Genomic DNA, 19,585 nt, shown 5'->3' with positions numbered 1-19,585 from the left:
CGGGGGTCGCGCACGCCGCGGCCCCCGATCGAGGAGTTCCATGACCGACCATCTCGCGTTCCTCGTCCTCGGCCTCGGCAACGGGGCCGTCTTCGCCGCACTCGGTCTCGCCCTGGTGATGACCTTCAAGAGCTCCGGCGTCGTCAACTTCGCCACCGGCGCCGTCGCGCTCTACGCCGCGTACACCTACGCATTCCTGCGCAAGGGCGAACTCCTCAATCCGATCCCGGGGTTCCCGACCACCATCGACCTCGGATCCGACGTCGGGGTCGCGGTCGCCCTGATCAGCTCCGTCATCGTCGCCGCGATCCTGGGTGTCATCCTCTACATCGTCGTCTTCCGGCCGATGCGCACCGCACCGGCGCTCGCGAAAGCCGTCGCGGCCATCGGCATCATGCTCGTCATCCAGGCGCTCATCGCCCTGCGGGTGGGGGAGAACGCCCCGAGCGTCGGCCCCATCTTCAAGATCTCGACGTTCAAGATCGGTACCAGCGCCGTCCCCACCGACCGCCTCCTGCTGGCCGTCGTCATCGTGGGCCTGTCGATCTGTGCCGCGCTCGTGCTGCGCTACACCAGGTTCGGCGTCGCCACCGAGGCCGCCGCCGAGTCCGAGAAGGGCGCCCTCGTCACCGGCCTGTCTCCCGACCGGATCGCGATCGCCAACTGGGCGCTGTCGTCGGCCACCGCCGGCCTCGGCGGCGTCCTCATCGCTCCGATCGTGCCGCTCAACCCGGTCGCCTACACGATGTTCATCGTCCCCGCGCTCGCCGCCGCGCTGGTCGGCAACTTCACCGCGATCTCGGTGACCGTCGCCGCGGGTCTGGTCATCGGCATGCTGCAGTCCGAGGCCACCAACCTGCAGTCCACCTGGGACTGGATGCCCGACGCCGGTGTCGCCGAGGCGGTTCCGCTGATCCTCATCATCGGCTTCCTCCTCGTCCGCGGCCAGCCCCTGCCCGGACGCGGCGCGGTGGTCCGCCAGGACCTCGGCCGGTCACCACGTCCGGAACGCCTGCTCGTCCCCGGGATCGTCGGCGTGATCATCGCGGTGGTCGCCCTCTTCGCCACATCGGGCAGCATGCGTCTCGCGGTCATCGCGTCGATGATCTACGGGATCATCGCGCTGTCCCAGGTGGTCGTCACCGGCTATGCGGGACAGGTGTCCCTCGCGCAGCTCACGCTCGCCGGGGTGGGCGCCTACTCGCTGAGTCGATTCACCGAGGACCTGAATCTGCCGTTCCCGGTCGCGCCGCTGCTCGCCGCATGTGCCGCCACGGTCATCGGCGTGATCGTCGGCCTGCCCGCCCTGCGTGTGCGCGGTCTCCCGCTGATGGTCGCGACGCTGGCGCTCGCCGTGTTCTGCGAGGCGTTCTGGTTCCGCAATCCGTCACTCAACGGCGGCCTGCAGGGCGCCCCCGTCGACCCGCCGGCGCTGTTCGGCCTCGACCTCGGAATCGGTGCGGGCGAGGGGTATCCGCGTCTCGCGTTCGGCATCCTCTGCCTGATCGTGCTCGTGATCGTCGCATATGGCGTCGCCGTGCTGCGCCGCAGCGGACTGGGTGCGTCGATGCTGGCCGTGCGTGCCAACGAGCGGTCGGCGGCCGCCGCCGGCATCAACGTCGGCGTCGTCAAACTCGTCGCGTTCGCGATCGCGTCGTTCCTGGCGGGCCTCGGCGGTGCACTGCTGGCATACCAGCAGACCCTGGCCACCGCCGGCACCTACGCGGTGTTCGCCGGCATCGGCCTGTTCGCCGTCACGTACGTGGCGGGCGTGACGTCGATCTCCGGCGCCCTGCTGGCCGGCGTCATCGCGCCGGGCGGCGTCATGTACTTCGTGGTCGACAAGTATGCCTCGTTCGGCGACTACTACATGCTCGTCAGCGGAATCCTGTTGGTGCTCACCGTCGTCACCAACCCCGACGGGCTGGTCGGCTACCTGCACAAGCTGCCGTACCCGGGCCGGCGCTCGACTCCGAAATCGGATCCCGCGCACGAGGCCACGACCACGACTCCGTCCGTCACGCCCACCACCGGACCGGTCGTCCTCACGGTCCGCGACGTCACGGTCCGCTACGGCGCGGTCACCGCGGTCCGCGACGTCGGGTTCAACGTCCGGGAGGGCGAGATCGTCGGACTCATCGGTCCCAACGGCGCCGGGAAGACCACGCTCATCGACGCGATCAGCGGGTTCGCCCGAGCAGACGGCACCGTCGATCTCGGCGGGACGACACTCGACGGTCTCGCCCCGCATCGCAGGAGCCGGGCCGGACTCGGACGCACCTTCCAGGACATCGAGCTCTACGGCGAACTGTCGGTCGCCGAGAACCTGGCCATCGCGGCCCGACGCGCTCCCGGCGAAACCTCGCAAAACGTCCGGAAGGTGCTGCGGATGCTCGAGATCGAGCACCTCGAGCACACCGCGGCCGCCGACCTCTCGCAGGGCCGGCGCCAACTGGTCGCCGTCGCCAGGGTCCTCGCCGGACAACCGAAGGTGGCGCTGCTCGACGAACCGGCCGCAGGCCTCGACAGCACCGAGAGCCGCTGGCTCGGCGACCGGCTGAGAGCCGCTCGCGCACACGGGGTGTCGATGGTCCTCGTCGACCACGACATGGACCTCGTGCTCAGCCTGTGCGACCGCGTGATCGTCCTCGACCTCGGCGCGGTCATCGCCGACGGCACACCCGAGGAGATCCGCACCTCCCCGGCGGTGGTGGGCGCCTACCTCGGGACGCCCGCATCGACCGTGGCCGGATCGGAACCGGGTGCAGCGCAGCAGAAGCCGGGTGTCCTGGAGGAGATGTCGTGACCGTTCTCGAATGTCGCAACCTCGACGCCGGGTACAGCCGAGGCGCCCCGTGCGTGCACGGCCTGGACTTCTCGGTGGACGCGGGCGAGGTCATCGCCCTGCTCGGTCCCAACGGCGCCGGGAAGACGACGCTGCTCACCACCCTCGCCGGCCTGCTCCCGCGTCTCGGCGGGGAGGTGACACTGGCCGGCAAGCAGCTCAAGTCCGGCGACGCCCGTGCCGCCGTACGTGCCGGGCTCGTCCTCGTGCCCGACGACCGGGCGCTCTTCCGACGCCTCACCACACGCCAGAACCTGCACCTCGCGACGCGCCTGCGCGGGAAGGCGCGTGCGACGGCCGTCGACGCGGTACTCGGCCACTTCCCATCGCTGACCAGGAGGCTGTCGGTGGCCGCGGGGGATCTGTCGGGCGGCGAGCAGCAGATGCTTGCGATCGCACGTGCCCTGCTGCAGAACCCGAAGGTGCTGCTCATCGACGAGCTCAGCATGGGGCTGGCGCCGATCGTCGTCGAGACGATCCTGCCGGTGCTCCGCGACGTCGCCGACACCGATCGGACCGCCGTCGTGCTGGTCGAACAGCACGTGCGGCTCGCCCTCGACGTCGCCGATCGCGCCGTCGTCCTGGCACATGGCGAGATGGTGCTCGAGGACTCCGCAGCGGCGCTCGCGTCCGACATCGGACGGGTCGAGGAGGCCTACCTGGGAGCGGTGGGGTCCGCCCGATAGATCGCATCCGTGATGCGGTTGGCGATGTCGGCGTGGGTCAGGTATCTCGCCGGCGACAGCAATTCGGCACAGACCGCGCTCACCATGAACTCGACCGCGGCCTCGGGATTCGGGGTCAGGTACCCGACGATCGGCGACTCCTTGATGAACGCCAGCGCACGGTCGGTGACGATGTCGATCAGCGTCGGATGACCCTCCCGCCGGATCAGCCATGGCGTGAGCGAGCCGGCGTCATGGCGGAGTGCGGCCTGCACGAGATCGTTGTGGGCGTTGTAGTCGAGCACCTCGCGCACCATCATGTAGATGGTGTCCCGCGGGTCATCGGCGAATCGCAAGCGGCCCACCATGACCCGTTCGAGTTCGTCGAGCTCCGACGCAACGATCGACGAGATCAACTGGTCCCGGGAGGCATATCGCCGGTAGATGGTGGCGCGGCTGATGCCGGCCTCCTTGGCCACGGCCGCGAGCGTGAGCGCACCGACACCGACGCGACGGGCCACCGCCCGAGCTGCATTGGTCAGGTCCTCGCTCGACATTCCGTCATCGTAGAACACCCGCATGCGACACTCTTGCGCGATTTGTCTCACTCGTGAGACGCTGCGGGCATGACTGTTGCAGACGTCGCCCGAACCTCCATCCGCGACACCGGCGGCGAGAATCCGTGGGACTCGCAGCACGAGGAGTTCGACTACGTCGTCGACGAGATCGACGGCCGGGTCCCCGACTCCCTGAGAGGCGTCCTCTACCGCATCGGACCCGGCCGCTTCGAGGTCGGCGGTCACCCGATGACCCACATCTTCGACGGCGACGGCATGGTGTCGCGCTTCGACCTCTCGTCCGAAGGCATCCACTACCGCAACCGTTACGTCCGAACCCGTGCGTTCCGGCGGTCCAACGAGACACAGCGGCCGCCCAAGGGGTTCAACACCCAGCGGGTCGGGGGACCGCTCGCCAACGTCCTGCGGTTCCCGGAGAACCTGTCGAACACCAGCGTCCTCGTCCATGACGACGTGCTCTACACACTGTGGGAGGGTGGCCGGCCACACAAGCTGGACGCCGAGACCCTCGAAACCTACGGCAGCGAGTCGTTCGGCGGTGCGCTCAAGGGGATCGGTGCGTTCTCCGCCCACCCGAAGGTCGACCCGCACACCGGTGACGTCTTCAACTTCGGCCTGGACTTTCTCCCGCGGCCGATGATCCGCTGCTATCGCCTCGACAGGTCCCGCCGCCTGCACACCGTCGGCACCGTCCCGATTCCCAAACTGGGTTTCGTCCACGACTTCGCGCTGACCAACCGCCACCTCGTGTTCGTCCTCGGTCCGCTGGTCGTCCACCGGCCCATCCCGGTCGCGCTCGGCCTCCGACCATTCGGCGAGGCGCTGTCGTACAAACCGGAGCTCGGCACCACGATCGTCCTGTTGCCGCGCGACGGCGGCAAGGCCATCCGCCTCGAGTACGAGTCGCTGTTCATGTTCCATGTCTCGAACGCGTTCGAGGACGGCCACGAGACCGTCGTCGACATCGTCGCGCACGACCCGTCCGGAGGGTGGTCCACGTGGAACGGCTACCTGTGCAACTACCGCGAGAACGCCGGACCCGCGTTCGGCGGCACGCTGACCCGGCTACGGATCAACCGCAACACCCGCGGGGTGCGGCGGGCGGAACTCAGTGAACGCGGATGCGAGTTCCCGCAGGTGGATCCGCGCGTCGTCACCGGCACACACCGGTTCACCTACATCGCCGAGGCCTCCGAACCCGGCGGTGACCCCGACTCGATCACCACGGTCGACACCGAGACCGGCGCCCAGGACCGCTACACGGTGAAGGGACACACGGTCTGCGAGCCGCTGTTCGCCGCCGACCCCGAACGCCCGGGTGAGGGCAGGGGATGGTTGCTCAGCCTCCAGCACCTGCCCGCCGAGAAGCGGTCGCAACTGCTCATCCTCGACGCCGAGCGCCCGAGTGCCGGGCCGGTCGCGACAGCGAGGTTGCGCCATCACGTCCCGATGACGTTCCACGGGGGATATCGGCAGGTCCGGGGATAGACCGCGCTACTCGCCCAGGTAACTCGCCCGCGCCGCCTTCATCGCCTCGATACGCCGGCGGATCATCTCGTCGGACGCCTTGCGATCCGACTCCGACAGCTCGCTGTGCGCCAGTCCGGCGAGACGCCGCTCCTCGGCCGCGATCTCGTCGCGCAGCAGGTCCGCGGACATCTCGCGGGTGAGCAGGTCCTGGTCCACCCAGTCCGCGGCCGGGATCTGCTCGACGAATTCGGGTTCGCGACGCCCGGTCATGACGCCCGCTCGAACCGGAAGAGCCTGCGGGCATTGAGTTCCACCATCTTGTGCACGTCCTCGTCGGGGACGTTGCGCATCTGCTCGGCGACCACCTTGCGACTGTTCGGCCAGTTGGAGTCGCTGTGTGGGTAGTCGCACTCCCAGGTGATGTTGTCGATGCCGACCGCGTGCCGGTTGTCGATGCCGTGCTGGTCCTCGATGAAGCACCCGAACATGTGCTCGCGGAACAGATCCGACGGCCGCACCGTCTGGTTGATGTTCTGGTAGTAGCGATGCTTCTCCCACGTGGCGTCGATGCGTTCGAGCATGTAGGGCACCCAGCCGATGCCGCCCTCGCTCAGCGCGAACCTCAGCTTCGGATGCTTGTGGAAGACCGGCGAGAAGAGCAGGTCGGCGGTGGCGTACATCGAGTTGCAGCCGAACAGCGCGATCATCACCGCCATCGGCGCCTCGGGCGCGGTGATCGGCGGTTTGCCCGATGTGCCGAAGTGGATCGACAGCACCTGCTCGTACTCCTCGCACGCCGAGAAGAAGCGGTCCCAGTGGTCGGTGTGGAACGACGGAAGACCCAGCGGGACGGGATTTTCCACGAACGAGATCGCCCGTGCACCCCGGTCGATGGTCCGTTCGATCTCCTTGATGCACAGGTCCACATCCCACAGCGGCATGATCGTCATGGGGATGTAACGATCCGGGGCGGTCGGGCACCATTCGTCGAGGACGTAGTCGTTCCACGCCTGCACACACAGGTGCGCCAACTCCTTGTCCTCGCCCTGGAGGAACACGGTGCCCGCGAACTTCGGGAACGACGGGAAGCACAGGGCCGCATGCACACCGTCGATGTCCATGTCGGCGAGACGCGCCTTCGGGTCGTAACAGCCGGGCAGCATGTCGTCGTAACGGACCGGTTCGGCGCCGTACTCCTCGGGCTTCTTGCCGGCCACCGCGTTGAGGCCGATGTATGGGTAGATCCGGCCCTCCCACTGCCACACCTGCGCCGGCGGGTTGCCCTCGTTCATGACCTTCTCGACGATCCGCGGCCCGCTCTCGCGGTATTTCGACGGCAATCGATCCTGCCAGAGCATCGGATGTTCGATCAGGTGATCGTCGGTCGAGATCAGCTGCATGTGGTCCTGCAACGGCATGGTGGATGCCACTCCTCACTGAGCGTGTCCCGCTTTGGCCTCGGCGTCACGGGTCAGGCCCGCGGCCACGATGAGTTCTTCGTGCAACTCGAACCACACCGTGTGGTAGGAGTCCGCGACCGGCTTCGCCAGCCAGGTGGTGTCACCGGCGTTGAGCTTGGCCAGCGCGTCGTCGAGCTTGGCGCCGTAGCGTGCCAGCCGCGGCACCTGCCGCGACGCCTCGGTGACCACGACCGATACGCGCTCGTGGATGCCGGGTAGTCGGGCCAGGACGCCGGCGTCGTACTCGGTGTCCTCATGGGTGTTCGGCTCCCCGTCCTTGAGTTGCCAGTCGGTGATGAGCGTCTTGAAGTCCGCGTTGACCTCCCGGAACGACGCATAGGTCGCGGCGAACGCGTCGGCGTCGATGTCCGCGCGCTCGGCGGCCAGCAACTCGGCGAGGCGATCACGACCGGTGTCGCTGATCCGCACCAGCGGCCCCTTCGCGATCACGTGCCCGGTTTCGGCCAGGTGGTCCAGCGTCGCGCGCAGATCGTCGCCGGGAATCCCGGTGGTGGCGCTCAACTGATCGGCCGTCACCCGCCCCTTGAGTCGAACCGCTTGCAGCACATCGAGTTCGGTCATGGTGAGTGGATTCTCCTCGGGTTCAGCGTTTGGCGATCCGGAGATCGGACGAGTCGATGACCCACGTGGCCGGGGTGACGCCCTCTTCGCGGAGCTGGTACTTGAGGACCTTGCCGGTCGCGTTCTTGGGCAGCTCGGAACGGAACTCAATGTAGCGAGGGACCGCGAAGTAGGGGAGCTTGTCGAGACACCAGGCGCACAATTGCTCCTCGGTGAGAGTCGACCCCTCGACGAGGATCGCGGTCACCTTGATGTCATCCTCGGTGAACTCCGACGGCACCGCGTGTACCGCGACCTCGGAGACGTCCGGATGGCTCCGGAAGGTCCGCTCGAGTTCGAAGCTCGAGATGTTCTCACCGCGGCGGCGCAGGTAGTCCTTCTTGCGGTCCACGAACCACAGCCAGCCGTCCTCGTCGAACCGCCCGACGTCACCGGTGTGAAACCACAGATTCCGGTAGACGGCCGTCGTCGCCTCGGGACGGCGCCAGTAGCCCTCGAACATGATGTGCGGGCGGCGCGGACGCAGGACGATCTCGCCCGGTTGGCCGTCGGGCACCTCGTTGTCCTCGTCGTCGACGATCCGCACGTCGAAGTCGGCATTCCGGCGGCCGGCGCAGCCCAGCGGTGCGGTCATCCCGGGCGGGGTGCTGGTGATGTAGGTGGCCTCGGTGAGGCCGAACACCGCACTGCCGGCGGACTTCACGCCGAAACGCGTCCGCCACGTCTCGATCAGTTCGGGCGTCCACGGCGCACCGCCGACCTGTTCGATCTGCCCGTGGCAGCGCTTCATCTCGGGGGTGTCCGGCATCGACGCGATGAGCGAGATCATCACGCCGAGGATCGAGACGCGCCGGGCGCCGGTGCGCTCCACCTCGGGCCAGAACCTCGACAGCGAGAACCGCGGCGCGATCGCCAGCATCGACTGGTTGACCGCGGTCGCCAGCACCGACGTCGCAGCGGCGTTCAGGTGGAACAGGGGGAGCGGGGTCCACAACGTGTGGGACCGATCGCGTTTCGCGGCGCTCGTGGCCGCCAGGTTGGCCGCGTAGTTGTGGCTGATCATGCAGCCCTTCGACGCCCCGGTGGTGCCGGAGGTGTAGATCAGCATGGACAGGTCCCGGTGGCCGACCGGGGTGGGGCTGAACCCGGCGACGTCGCCGGCGGCGTCCAACTCGGTGAGCGACAAGGCATTCAGGCGGCGGAACGACGGCCCGGTCTCACTGCGGTGGACCAGATGCACCAGTTCCGGCAACCCGTCCTCGATCTCGACGAATCGATCGGCGTAGTCGGCTTCGACGATCGCCACCGCGGCACCGGAGTCGGCCGCCTGATGTCGCAGGAACTCGGCTTTGAGTGCGGTGTTGACCGGCACCCAGATCGCGCCGAGCGCGTTTGCGGCGAACCACGAGACCAGCGCGTCGGCGTTGTTGTCCAGCACGCACAGCACCGTGTCACCGTGGCCTACCCCCAGCGAACGCAATCCGGCCGCACGCCGCAGCGAACGCTCCCAGACCTCGCGGTAGGTGAGTCGCTCACCGGAGAAGTCGAGAAACACCGTGTCGCCCGATTCGCGAACCGCACGTTCGATGATGTTCACCACGGTGTCGGTGCGCCCCGGTCCCCAGACGGTGAACCCGTCATCCGACGACGTCGCGCGGCCGGTGTAATCGGCGGGCTCGGTCACTGCGGTCATCGGGCATCCCCCTGGTTCTCGGCGTCGAGCGCGGCACGGGCTGCGGCCAGTTTGTCGACCAGTGGAATGCCCGGCTCCGACGGATGAACGGCGTCGACGATGTTCTCCAGTTCGATCAGTTCGGGGCTGTCGGAGATGTTCCAGGCCGACAGGTGGAGCTCCCCGGCCCGGACCTCGCCGGTGTTGCCGTCGACCGTCACCACCTGACCGGCGAACGACTCGATTGCGCCCTCACCGACACCCACCACCGCGGGCCGGCCGATCTCGCGGCTCACCACCGCGGCATGACTCGTCGCGCCGCCGAGTTCGGTCACGATCGCGGCGGCGGCGAGCATGCCGTGGATGTCGTCCGGACTCGTCGTCGCGCGGGCGAGCACCACGTCCCGCTCGTCGGCGGCCTCGACCACCTCGTCGGGGTCGGTGATGACCACTCCGCTGGCGACGCCGGGGCAGGCCGGCAGCCCTTTGGCGAGGAGCGTTGCGGCGAACCGGGTTTCGGGTTGTAGCGCAGGCTTGAGGAGGGTCTCGATGTGGCCGGGCTCGACGCGCCGGATCACCTCGCGGTCATCGATGACCCCCTCGGAACGCAGCGACAACGCGAACCGGACGGCCGCGGCCGCCGACCGCTTGGCGTTACGGGTCTGCAGGATCCAGAGCTTGCCGTCCTGCACCGTGAACTCGATGTCCTGGACGTCGGTACCGAGTCCCTCGAGGGTGCGTGCGCTGTGCAGCAGTTGACGATGGACGTCGGGAAGGGTCTCGCCGAGCGCGGCGATCGGCTCGCAGTCGTGGGTGCCGGCGACGACGTCCTCCCCCTGGCTCCGGGCGAGCCACTCGCCGAACGGTTCGGGCGCGCCGGTCATGGGGTTGCGACTGAACAGGACCCCGCTACCGGACCGATCGTTGAGGTTGCCGAACACCATGGCCTGCACGACGACTGCGGTGCCGGCGGCGTCGTCGAGGTCGTGATGGCGCCGGTATGCCCTGGCTCGGGCGGTGTTCCACGATTCGAAGACGGCTTCGATCGCGCCGCGGAGCTGATCCCACGGATCCGAGGGGACGTCCCCGGACCCGTCGAGCACGATCTCGGCGTACATCTCCCGGAAGCGACGGTGGGTGTCCGCGGCGAAGGCAGCACCGCACTCGGCGGCGAGGGCGGCGTGGACGTCGTCGTCGATGCCGAGGTCGAGGATCGTGTCCATCATGCCGGGCATGGACTGGGCTGCACCGCTGCGGACGCTGACCAGCAGCGGATGCGGTCCCCGGGCGAAGGTCCGCCCGGTCTCGGCCTCGAGCCACTTCAGCGCCTCGCCGACGTGCGGCCAGATGCCCGCCATGACGGTGTCCCGGTCCTGTTGCCAGGCACGGCAGGCGGCGGTGGTGAGGGCAAACGCCGGCGGAACCGGCAAACCGTGCCGACGCATCGCGTCGAGGCCGTACCCTTTGTTACCCACGACCGCGCGATCGAGCTGCACCGAGCCGTCGAGTCGGATCACGTGCGCCGATCCACTGTCACGGCGGTCCACTGTCGCGGTAAGTATCGTCCTCGCCTCCTTGAGTACCTGTATAACTATGTCATACAGGTGTGGCCGGTGTCACGAAGTCGATCACAGTGTGAGGCAGGAGTTTCGATGACCTTCAGTCCCTTCGTCGACGGCTGTTGGGTCGACACCGACGGCCCCGTCAACGAGGTCCTCGACCCGGCGAGCGGGGAGGTCATCGCGTGCGGACGGGACGGCACGGCCCGCGATGTCGACGCCGCGATCGGTGCCGCCCGTACCGCCTTCGACGACGGCCCCTGGGGACGGATGGCGCCGTCGGACCGCAAACGCCTCCTCATCCGGTTCGCCGACGCACTCGACAAGCGGCGCGCCGAGATCGCCGGCCTGGTCACCGACGAGACCGGCGCCATCCCGGTGTTGGCCGAACGTCTGCACGTCGGGGTCGCGCTCGACCATTTCGCCTGGGCGGTCGAACAGTCCGACGTCGACCGCACCCGGTCGCTACCCCCACTGCCCGGACACGCCCTCGGCTCAGGCGTGGTCGTCAAGGAGCCGTGCGGCGTCGTCGGCGCGATCAGCGCATACAACTTCCCGTTCTTCCTCAACATGGCCAAGCTCGGTGGGGCGCTGGCCACCGGTAACACCGTGGTGCTCAAGCCCTCGCCGATGACGCCGCTCGAGGCGTTCGTGCTGGTCGGCGCCGCACAAGAGGCCGACCTCCCGCCCGGTGTGCTCAACATCGTCTCCGGTGACGTCGAGGTCAGCCGGGCACTCACCGCCGATCCCCGCGTCGATGTCATCACCTTCACCGGATCCGAGCGGGTCGGGGGACTGGTGTGCGCCCAGGCCGCCCCGAACATCAGCCGGGTCCTGCTCGAACTCGGCGGCAAGTCCGCGCTCATCGTCCGTTCCGATGCGGATCTCGCCGACGCCGTCGGGTATGGACTCCGGCAGATCATCACCCAGGCCGGCCAGGGCTGTGCACTGTCGACCCGGCACCTTGTCCACCGGGACGTGTACCGGCAGTATGTGGACATGCTGGTCGTGGCCGCCGAACGGGTGAAGGTCGGGCCGCCGCGGGACGACGGCGTCGGGATGGGGCCGCTCATCCGCGAGCACCAGGTGCGACGGGTCGAGCACTACGTGGATCTGGCCCGTCGGGCCGGCGGCGTCGTCGAGACCGGCGGCACCCGCACCGCAGGCCTCGACCGCGGCTACTTCTACGACCCGACCGTCATCACCGGACTCGCCAACTCGGCGACGACCGCGCGGGAGGAGATCTTCGGACCGGTGGCCGTGGTAATGCCCTTCGACGATGACGACGAAGCGGTGCGGATCGCCAACGACAGCCCGTACGGACTCGGCGGGCACGTCTACAGCGCCGACACCGCAAGGGCATTCGAGATGTGCCGGCGAATCCGCTCCGGCTATCTCGCCATCAACGGCGGCGCCGGCGGAATGCACCCGGCGGCGCCGTTCGGGGGTTTCAAGCGAAGCGGACTCGGAAGGGAGTACGGGGAAGAGGGCCTGGAGGCATTCCTGGAGACGAAGTTCATCGGCTTCCATGCGGGGTGAGGGTCAGTCCGCGACATCCCACTCCAGCGGCAGGGACGCCAGACCAGACACCGACCCGACGTGATCGGTGATGACGGTGTCGCCGGGGATGCGGTAATCGGGGATGCGCTTGTGCCATTCGTCGACGACGATCTCCAACTCCAGTCGTGCGAGATGCGAACCGAGGCACCGGTGCCGCCCGGCCCCGAACGCGATGTGCCGATTGGGGGTTCGGCCGAACACGACCTCGTCGGCGTCCTCGAACTCGCCGCGATCCCGGTTCGCGGCCGCGGTCGAGAGGATCACGCGGTCACCGGCCCTGATCGGACAGCCGCCGAGTTCGGTGTCCGCCTTGACGACCCGGCTGGTGTTCACGACCGACCGTGCGCGCAGCATCTCCTCGGTGACCTCGCGCGGCGCGACCGTGCCGTCGACCACCAGCGCGCGTTGCCCCGGGTGTTCGGCCAGGTACCGGAACGTGTACCCGAGGGCGTTGGCGACGGTGTCGAGACCGGCCATCCAGAGCTGAAAGGTCATCGACAGCGCTTCCTCGTCGGTCATCGTGCGCCCGCTCTTCAGCGGTGCGGTCACGATGACCGACATCAGGTCGTCCCGCGGATTCGCCCGGCGGTCGGCGAGCATCCCGGCGAGATAGCCCATGACCTTCCTGCGTACGCCGAGTCGAATCGTGTGGTCGGGGTCGTCCTCCGGCTTGGTGTGCATGAGGGAGTCGATCCAGGCCAGCAGCATCGGCGCGTCGTCGACGGGCAGGCCCATGATGTCCAGGAACACCCGGGTGGGCAGGTCCTTGGCGAACTCGGCGACGAATTCGATCCGCCCCTTCGGGGCGAGCGCATCGATGAGGTCGCAGGCGAGTGCACGGATGTCGTCGGCGCGGTCGGCGACCGCCTTGGGGCCGAAGTGCGGCGAGATCAGCGCCCGGTACTCCGTGTGCATGGGCGGGTCGATCTCGACGGGGATCCAGCGCTTCTTCTTCTCGTACGCCTCGTCGGGTTCGAATGCCTCCACCGAATCGCTCGAAAACGTCTCCCAGTCCTGGAAGGCCGAGAGAACCTCGTCGTACCCGAGCACGTACCAGACCGGCCGCGCGGCCGCGGTGCGGTTGACCTGCACAGGGCAGGAATCGCGGAGCTCATCCCACCGGGCGAACTGGTCCTCGCGGACGGACTCGTCGGTGCGGTGGTCGAAGGTGGTCTCGAAGGTGCTGCCGGTCGGCGCGATCTCGGACATCGGTGATTGCCTCGCTGTCTCGTGGCACTCGTGCTGGCTGCCCCAAAGCTACCATCGGGATCGCTAACTTAGTTACCCTTCTCGCAACTGGTCGCGAATCCGTCCGCGCCATTTCGAGCCCGACCCCCGCGCCCGGAGGGAGCAACGCCGTGAGACTCCGACTCGACCGAGACCTGTGTGTCGGCCACGCCCGGTGCCACGCCACCGACCCCGAGCTCTTTCCGATCGACGACGAGGGTTTCAGCCTGGTCGACGACGTCGAGGTGCCCGACGATCGCCTCGCCGCGGCTCGTGCGGGAATCGCCGCGTGCCCCGAACGCGCACTGCGCCTCGAGGACGATCGATGAGCGACGACTGGCGCACCCGGCTCACCGCGCTCATCGCCGACTACAGGTCCCGCACCCCGGACCCGTCCAAGGATCGCTATCAGCGCGCCCGGGACTGGCAGGCCGAACTCGACGACCACGGGCTCGCCGCCCCGGCGTGGCCCAAGGAGGTCGGCGGGCTCGACCTGCCGCTCGAGGACCTGTTGGACTACTACCGCATCACCTCGGCCGCCAAGGTGCCGCCGCATCCGTGTCCGCTGTCGATGATCCTGGCGCCGACCCTCATCGCGCACGGCACGCCCGAACAGCAGGACCGCTTCCTCAAGCCGTTGTTGCGAGCGGACGAGCTGTGGTGCCAGGGGTTCTCCGAGCCCGGCGCCGGCAGCGATCTCGCCTCGCTGACCACCCGCGCGGTTCGCGAGGGCGACGAGTACGTGGTCACCGGCCAGAAGATCTGGACCAGCCAGGCCGACCGCGCGGACTGGATGTTCGCCCTCGTCCGCACCACACCGCTCGAACCGGGCAGCAAACGCTCCACGGCGGGGATCAGCTACCTCCTCATCCCGATGACCGGTGCGGGGATCACGGTGCGCCCGCTGCGCGACATCAGCGGCGCGGCACACTTCGCCGAGGTCTTCCTCGACGAGGTGCGCGTCCCGGTGTCCAACCGGGTCGGCGCCGAGGGGCAGGGCTGGTCGATCATGCGGACCTCTCTCGGCCACGAACGCGCCACCGCGTTTCTCGCCGACGAGTTCCGCTACCGCAACACCGTGGACCGCGTCTTCGCCCTCATCACCCGTCAGGGACTCGATGACGATCCGCTGATCCGTCAGGAGGTCGCCGCCCTCGAGATCGGGGTGCAGGCGGTCGCCCAGAACGGCGCCCGTGCTCTCGCCGCCGTGTTGCGCGGCCAGGACCCGGGGGCGGTCGCGTCCGTGAACCGCCTGGTCAAATCCGAGTTCGAACAGCGCCTGCATGCCCTGGCGCTGCGCGTGGCCGGCGAAGCCGCAGTGCTGGATTCACGTGCCGACGACGCCTTCGACGGCGGTCGCTGGACCTACGGCTACCTGATGAGCCGGGCCACCACGATCGGTGCCGGCACCGCCGAGATCCAGCGGAACACGATCGCCGAGAAGGTGCTCGGGCTGCCGTCGTCCCGCGGGGAGTCGGGTGAGGAGACCTCGGTCGTGACCGCCGGCGAACCGATGGCGGTCCCCGATTCCGACGAACGCGAGCTGCGTGAGGCGCTCTCGGGCGCGTTGAAGTCCGCGGTCGATGTCGCGCAGCTGCTGGACCGTGCTCGCCCGGCCGACGCCGTCGACCACCGGCTGTGGTCGGATCTCGTCGGGTTCGGCCTGCCCGCCCTGCACATTCCCGCCGAACGTGGTGGCGCCGGCGCCGATGTCCGCCTGTTGTGTGCCGCCATCGAGGAATGCGCGAAGGTCATCGCGCCCGTCCCGTTGATCCCGGCCGTGATCGCCGTATCGTTACTGCACGCCGCGGATGCGTCGGATGTGTTGCAGGACACGGGCTCCGGGCACATCGTGGTGTCCACGAGACCACCATGGGATCCGGCCTGGCGCAACGGCGGCCCCGCCCTGCCGAGCTGGCACCGGAACACGCTGCACGGACGACAGGACCTCGTCCAGGGGGCTCCGGCCGCGGCGTCGTTCCTCGTGCTCGCCGACCACGACGGCACACCGGTGCTGGTCCTCGCGGACGCGGCGAGGGAATCGGTCACCGTGACCGCCCGGCAGGCGTTCGACCGCAGCGCCACCGTCGGGACCGTCGCCTTCGACGGCACCCCCGGGACCGTCCTCGCCGAGGGGCGGGCCGCGACCGACATCGCGGCGGCCGCCCGGTCGACGGCACTGCTCGCACTCGGCGCCGACGCGGTCGGGGTCGCCGCCCGTGCCGTGCAACTCGCCGTCGAGTGGGCCGCTCAGCGCGAGCAGTTCGCCAGGCCGATCGGCTCGTTCCAGGCCGTCTCGCACCGCATCGCCGATGCGGCCGTGGCCCTCGAGGGGGCCCGCAACCAGATCCTCGGTGTGGCGGCCTCGACGGGTGACGGTCTCCGGGGCGAGGATCTCGACGCCGCCGTCGACCTCGCGGTGGCCTCGGCGCTCGACGCCGCGATCACCGCGACCGAGGGCGGCATCCAGGTGCTCGGCGGCATCGGGTTCACCTGGGAGCACCCTGCCCACCTCCTCTTACGCCGGGCCCGGGCGGATGCGGTCGTCGCGGGCGGTTCGGACGCGCTGCGTGATCGCGCGGCGCGGCATCTGCTCTCGCCGAAAACATGATCGCGACAACACCTTACGAAGTACACTTGGTAAACCTTGTGGGTTCGCCGCTGTGACGAGAGGGGCGCGTAGTGCGCGTATTGATCACCGGAGTCAGCGGTCTGGTCGGCCGGACCACGGCCGCCAGACTGGTCGGGGCCGGTTACGACGTCGTCGGGCTGAGCCGCAGCGCGCCGCAGGAGCCTCCGCCCGAGGTGACCCACGTCCGCGGGGACATCAACGGCGACGCCGTCCTGGCCGAGGCGCTCGAGGGCGTCGACGCGGTCATCCACTGCGCGTTCATGCTCGACGCGCGCGAAGGACTCGAGCTCATGGAACGCACCAACGTCGGCGGCACCCGCAAGCTCATCGCCGCCGCCGAGAAGGCCGGCACCCGCCGTGCGATCTTCCTGTCGTCGGTGACCGTGTACGGGCCTCGCTCGCGCCCGGACGAACCGCCACGCACCGAGGCAAGCGGTGCCACACCCCACCCGGATCAGCCGTACGCGGTGCACAAGGCCGAGTGCGAGAGGCTCTTCGAGCAGTCGTCGCTGTCGTCGGTCCTGGTGCGCGCCGCGATCATCCTGGGCCGCGGTACCGACAACCGCCTGCAGGAGAACCTGGCCGGACCCGCGCACATCGGCGCGAGCGGACCCGAATACCCCTGGCAGGTCATCCATCACGACGACGTCGCGGCCTTCCTGCAGCTCGCGCTCGAGTCGGAACACGAGGGCGTGGTGAACCTCGGGGCCGACGAACCGGTCAGCCAGAAGCGCATCGCCGAGATCCTCGACCGCAGGTTGCTTGCCCTGCCGCACGACGCGATGGTGAACGCCGCCAAGGTCGCCGGCGGGATGCTGCACATCACCGCGGGCGAGGTCGCGGCGGCGCTGCGGATGCCGATGGGCGACCTCACCGAACTGCACCGGAAATGGGGCTTCACCGCCGTGTGGAACGGTCCGGAGACCGTGCGGGACACCCGCCTCGCCGTCGTCGGCCGCACCACCAGGAAGGGCCGGGTCGTCGCGGCGAGCGGTCGCGTCCCGTACCTGCATCAGATCATCCCGGCCGACGCGCCCCCGCCGGACGGCGCGCCGCTGGGGCACTCGGGTCCACCGGACCTGCGCGGCGAGTTCGACACCCCGATCGACCGCCGGTTCCCGGTGTATTCGCAGACCAATCTCGCCGAGGCGCTGCCCGGTCCGTCGACCGCGCTCACCCTCGACGTGCAGGGCCGGGCACTGCGCGGCACCACCTCGGCGGTCGCCGAATTGCTCGGCCTTCCAGGCGTATTGAAGACCGAGGCGTCCGCACGGCTGCAGGCCGTCCACGCCCACCGCATGTACATCAACGCGTCGGCGACCTACCATGTGTCGCTCGCCATGCCGGGCACCAACCCGGACGAGCTCGCGGCGCAGTTCACCGGCACCCATGCCGACGAACTCCCCGGTGGACGGAAGGCGATCGAGGGCACCTATACGCCGCCGGCCCGATCCGCGGTGGGCAAGGCGAAGACCGCGGCCGCGGTCGGCAGGCGGGTCCTGTCGCTCGTGCGGTCGGTCGGCAAGGACGTCGACGAGGTGCGCGCGCAGACCGACCGTCTCGAATCGTTCCTCGCCGAACTCGACACCATGTCCGACGCCAGGCTCAAGCAGGTGCTCCTGCTGGCCGGCGACCTCCTCGCCTACGCGTGGACGGTACAGGGCGTGGTCAACCTCCTCGGTGGCGCCGCGCTCACCGTCGCGTCGAAGGGATCCGACGAGAACCTCGATCTCGGCGACGATCTCGAGAGTGGCGCCACGCTGCGCGGCGTGCGCGAGCTCGCCCGGGCCGCCGCAGCCGATCCCGCCCTACTCGAGTTGCTGTCGGACCGCTCGCCCGGCCTGCCCGACCGGGTCGCCGAGCACGCCCCGGCGTTCTGGGCCGAGGTCCGCAACGCACTCGACCGCTTCGGACACCGTGGACCCGCCGAATCGGAGTTCGACGCCAAGTCGTTCTCCGATGACGTGCACAGCTTCCTGGTCACCGTCGGGCGTGCGGCAGCCACCGTCGACACCACCTCGACGCACAACGGGACCGCGCGGGATCTGTCCATGCCCCAGAAGGTCGCCGCCAAGCTGCTGCGGCAGCGCGAACGGAACCGCGACCGGTGCGTCCGCCTGACCTGGATCATGCGACGCCTGGTCCGCGAGCAGGGCCGGCGTCTCGTCGAGCAGGGACGCATCGACGCGCCCGACGATCTGTTCCACCTGACCCTCGGCGTGCTCATCGACCCGCCCGCCGGGGTCAGGGAGACCATTACGCGCCGCAAGGCCGAGCGCGCGAAGCTCGCAGGCCTGCACATGCCGCCGATCTTCGCCGAGAAGTGGAAGGCCGCCGAGGTGCTCAAGCCCCTGGAGGCAGGGGAGAAGCTCGACGGCATCGGGATCTGCGGCGGCAAGGTCGTGGGCCGTGCCCGCATCGTCGAACCGCACACCATCGATCACGTCGAACCGGGTGAGGTGATGATCGCCCATGTCACCGACATCGGCTACACCGCGCTGTTCGGTCACGTCGCCGCGGTCGTCACCGACATCGGCGGCGTCATGTCGCACGCCGCGGTGGTCGCGCGTGAGTTCGACGTGCCCTGCGTGGTCGACACCCAGGTCGCCGCGTCCCGCATCCCCGACGGCGCGCTGGTCGAGGTCGACGGAACCGCGGGCACCATCACGGTTCTCGAGGTCGGGTCCGCGGATCAAGCCGCGCTCGTGTCGAACCCGGGATGAGGGTGCGCGCGGTCGTCTTCGACTGGTCGGGAGTCCTCACCGAGTCGCCGCTGTCCGGATTGCACCGGTACGCCGCAGAATCGGATCTCGAAGAGAACGCTCTCGACCGGTACGTGCGCGGCGACGAGGAGTTCGCGAAGGTCGAGCGGGGAGAGTCGTCCGTCAAGGACTTCCTCAGGGGAACCTGCATCAGGATCCGCGAGGACCACGGTGTCGAGGTCGACATCCGGCGGCTGGCCGCGGCCATGGCCGACACCCGCACGCTGCGGCCCGCAATGATCGAACTGATCGAGGAGCTCAGCGGCCGGTACACCCTCGCCGTGCTCACCAACAACGTCGTCGAGAACCGCGACCACCTCGCGACGACCCTGCCGCTCGAGCACTTCGCATTCATCCTCAACTCGGCGGATGTGGGTGTGCGCAAACCGGATCCGGAGATCTATCGGGAGCTGTTGCGGCGCCTCGACTGTGCCGGGTCCGAGGTCGTCTACATCGACGATTTCGCCGAGAACCTGGCGCCCGCAGCCGATCTCGGGATGACGACGATCGAGTTCACCGAGCCGGCGGAACTACGCGAGCGACTGGCCGAACTGGGCGTCGCCTAGTCCATCA

At 68.9% G+C, this 19,585-nt stretch carries 15 protein-coding genes; 8 read left to right on the top strand and 7 right to left on the bottom strand.

Features of this window, described 5'->3' with window-relative positions; translation table 11 throughout:
* Positions 1-40: 40 nt before the first annotated feature.
* Positions 41-2,806: a branched-chain amino acid ABC transporter permease/ATP-binding protein gene (locus ABFT43_RS14080; protein ID WP_347960982.1), complete on the top strand. Its 2,766-nt coding sequence runs from the start codon at positions 41-43 to the stop codon at positions 2,804-2,806.
* Complete coding sequence (locus ABFT43_RS14075) at positions 2,803-3,531, top strand: ABC transporter ATP-binding protein (RefSeq protein ID WP_347960981.1); 729 nt, start codon at positions 2,803-2,805, stop codon at positions 3,529-3,531. Before ABFT43_RS14080 ends, ABFT43_RS14075 begins: the two co-directional genes overlap by 4 nt.
* On the opposite strand, the gene ABFT43_RS14070 is transcribed toward ABFT43_RS14075, so the two are convergent.
* Entirely contained in the window at positions 3,501-4,067 is a 567-nt protein-coding gene (locus tag ABFT43_RS14070; RefSeq protein ID WP_347960980.1) for a TetR/AcrR family transcriptional regulator, read from the bottom strand. The two genes, ABFT43_RS14075 and ABFT43_RS14070, sit on opposite strands and share 31 nt — an antisense overlap.
* Positions 4,068-4,136: 69 nt before the next feature.
* Here ABFT43_RS14070 and ABFT43_RS14065 point away from each other — a divergent pair, with 69 nt between their 5' ends.
* The gene (locus tag ABFT43_RS14065) at positions 4,137-5,576 is read left to right on the top strand and encodes a carotenoid oxygenase family protein (RefSeq protein ID WP_347960979.1); all 1,440 of its coding nucleotides are present in this window, start codon (positions 4,137-4,139) and stop codon (positions 5,574-5,576) included.
* 6 nt (positions 5,577-5,582) lie between these two features.
* Here the strand turns inward: ABFT43_RS14065 and ABFT43_RS14060 are convergent, their stop codons facing one another.
* Genes ABFT43_RS14060 through ABFT43_RS14040 form a run of 5 tightly spaced genes read right to left on the bottom strand, consistent with a single transcriptional unit; the run spans position 5,583 to position 10,789 of the window.
* Positions 5,583-5,828 carry a hypothetical protein gene (locus ABFT43_RS14060; protein ID WP_347960978.1) on the bottom strand — a complete coding sequence of 82 codons (246 nt, stop codon included), beginning with the start codon at positions 5,826-5,828 and terminating at the stop codon, positions 5,583-5,585.
* Positions 5,825-6,976: an amidohydrolase family protein gene (locus tag ABFT43_RS14055; protein ID WP_347960977.1), complete on the bottom strand. Its 1,152-nt coding sequence runs from the start codon at positions 6,974-6,976 to the stop codon at positions 5,825-5,827. The genes ABFT43_RS14060 and ABFT43_RS14055 overlap by 4 nt, the downstream gene beginning before the upstream one ends.
* Before the next feature lie 15 nt (positions 6,977-6,991).
* The gene (locus ABFT43_RS14050) at positions 6,992-7,600 is read right to left on the bottom strand and encodes a MarR family transcriptional regulator (protein WP_347960976.1); all 609 of its coding nucleotides are present in this window, start codon (positions 7,598-7,600) and stop codon (positions 6,992-6,994) included.
* Between the two features lie 22 nt (positions 7,601-7,622).
* The gene (locus tag ABFT43_RS14045) at positions 7,623-9,293 is read right to left on the bottom strand and encodes an AMP-binding protein (RefSeq protein WP_347960975.1); all 1,671 of its coding nucleotides are present in this window, start codon (positions 9,291-9,293) and stop codon (positions 7,623-7,625) included.
* A complete protein-coding gene (locus ABFT43_RS14040) occupies positions 9,290-10,789 on the bottom strand; it encodes a pyruvate, phosphate dikinase (RefSeq protein WP_347960974.1) in 1,500 nt (499 codons plus the stop codon). Before ABFT43_RS14040 ends, ABFT43_RS14045 begins: the two co-directional genes overlap by 4 nt.
* A gap of 135 nt (positions 10,790-10,924) precedes the next feature.
* On the opposite strand from ABFT43_RS14040, the gene ABFT43_RS14035 reads away from it, so the two are divergent.
* Positions 10,925-12,370: an aldehyde dehydrogenase family protein gene (locus ABFT43_RS14035; RefSeq protein ID WP_347960973.1), complete on the top strand. Its 1,446-nt coding sequence runs from the start codon at positions 10,925-10,927 to the stop codon at positions 12,368-12,370.
* 3 nt (positions 12,371-12,373) lie between these two features.
* Here ABFT43_RS14035 and ABFT43_RS14030 read toward each other — a convergent pair whose 3' ends face one another.
* The gene (locus ABFT43_RS14030) at positions 12,374-13,600 is read right to left on the bottom strand and encodes a cytochrome P450 (protein WP_347960972.1); all 1,227 of its coding nucleotides are present in this window, start codon (positions 13,598-13,600) and stop codon (positions 12,374-12,376) included.
* A gap of 149 nt (positions 13,601-13,749) precedes the next feature.
* Between ABFT43_RS14030 and ABFT43_RS14025 the strand changes: the two genes are divergently transcribed.
* The 4 genes from ABFT43_RS14025 to ABFT43_RS14010 all read left to right on the top strand — a co-directional run bounded on the left by ABFT43_RS14025 (position 13,750) and on the right by ABFT43_RS14010 (position 19,578).
* Positions 13,750-13,947, top strand: coding sequence for a ferredoxin (locus tag ABFT43_RS14025; RefSeq protein WP_347960971.1), 198 nt, complete (start codon positions 13,750-13,752; stop codon positions 13,945-13,947).
* A complete protein-coding gene (locus ABFT43_RS14020; protein ID WP_347960970.1) occupies positions 13,944-16,229 on the top strand; it encodes an acyl-CoA dehydrogenase family protein in 2,286 nt (761 codons plus the stop codon). The genes ABFT43_RS14025 and ABFT43_RS14020 overlap by 4 nt, the downstream gene beginning before the upstream one ends.
* Before the next feature lie 71 nt (positions 16,230-16,300).
* A complete protein-coding gene (locus ABFT43_RS14015) occupies positions 16,301-18,973 on the top strand; it encodes an NAD-dependent epimerase/dehydratase family protein (RefSeq protein ID WP_347960969.1) in 2,673 nt (890 codons plus the stop codon).
* On the top strand, positions 18,970-19,578 hold the full coding sequence (locus tag ABFT43_RS14010) for an HAD family hydrolase (protein ID WP_347960968.1): 609 nt from the start codon (positions 18,970-18,972) through the stop codon (positions 19,576-19,578). The genes ABFT43_RS14015 and ABFT43_RS14010 overlap by 4 nt, the downstream gene beginning before the upstream one ends.
* Positions 19,579-19,585: the final 7 nt, after the last annotated feature.

Origin of the sequence: Gordonia aurantiaca, from assembly GCF_039939235.1 — a bacterium.
In the GTDB taxonomy this organism is placed as follows: domain Bacteria; phylum Actinomycetota; class Actinomycetes; order Mycobacteriales; family Mycobacteriaceae; genus Gordonia.
This window is presented reverse-complemented; position numbering and strand designations above follow the sequence as displayed.

Excerpts from the sequence above, each read along its gene's own strand:
- ABFT43_RS14065 (WP_347960979.1), top strand. The coding sequence starts at position 4,137 with ATGACTGTTGCAGACGTCGCCCGAACCTCCATCCGCGACACCGGCGGC.
- ABFT43_RS14070 (WP_347960980.1), bottom strand. The coding sequence starts at position 4,067 with ATGTCGAGCGAGGACCTGACCAATGCAGCTCGGGCGGTGGCCCGTCGC.
- ABFT43_RS14045 (WP_347960975.1), bottom strand. The coding sequence starts at position 9,293 with ATGACCGCAGTGACCGAGCCCGCCGATTACACCGGCCGCGCGACGTCG.
- ABFT43_RS14010 (WP_347960968.1), top strand. The coding sequence starts at position 18,970 with ATGAGGGTGCGCGCGGTCGTCTTCGACTGGTCGGGAGTCCTCACCGAG.
- ABFT43_RS14035 (WP_347960973.1), top strand. The coding sequence starts at position 10,925 with ATGACCTTCAGTCCCTTCGTCGACGGCTGTTGGGTCGACACCGACGGC.
- ABFT43_RS14020 (WP_347960970.1), top strand. The coding sequence starts at position 13,944 with ATGAGCGACGACTGGCGCACCCGGCTCACCGCGCTCATCGCCGACTAC.
- ABFT43_RS14030 (WP_347960972.1), bottom strand. The coding sequence starts at position 13,600 with ATGTCCGAGATCGCGCCGACCGGCAGCACCTTCGAGACCACCTTCGAC.
- ABFT43_RS14050 (WP_347960976.1), bottom strand. The coding sequence starts at position 7,600 with ATGACCGAACTCGATGTGCTGCAAGCGGTTCGACTCAAGGGGCGGGTG.
- ABFT43_RS14055 (WP_347960977.1), bottom strand. The coding sequence starts at position 6,976 with ATGCCGTTGCAGGACCACATGCAGCTGATCTCGACCGACGATCACCTG.
- ABFT43_RS14060 (WP_347960978.1), bottom strand. The coding sequence starts at position 5,828 with ATGACCGGGCGTCGCGAACCCGAATTCGTCGAGCAGATCCCGGCCGCG.
- ABFT43_RS14080 (WP_347960982.1), top strand. The coding sequence starts at position 41 with ATGACCGACCATCTCGCGTTCCTCGTCCTCGGCCTCGGCAACGGGGCC.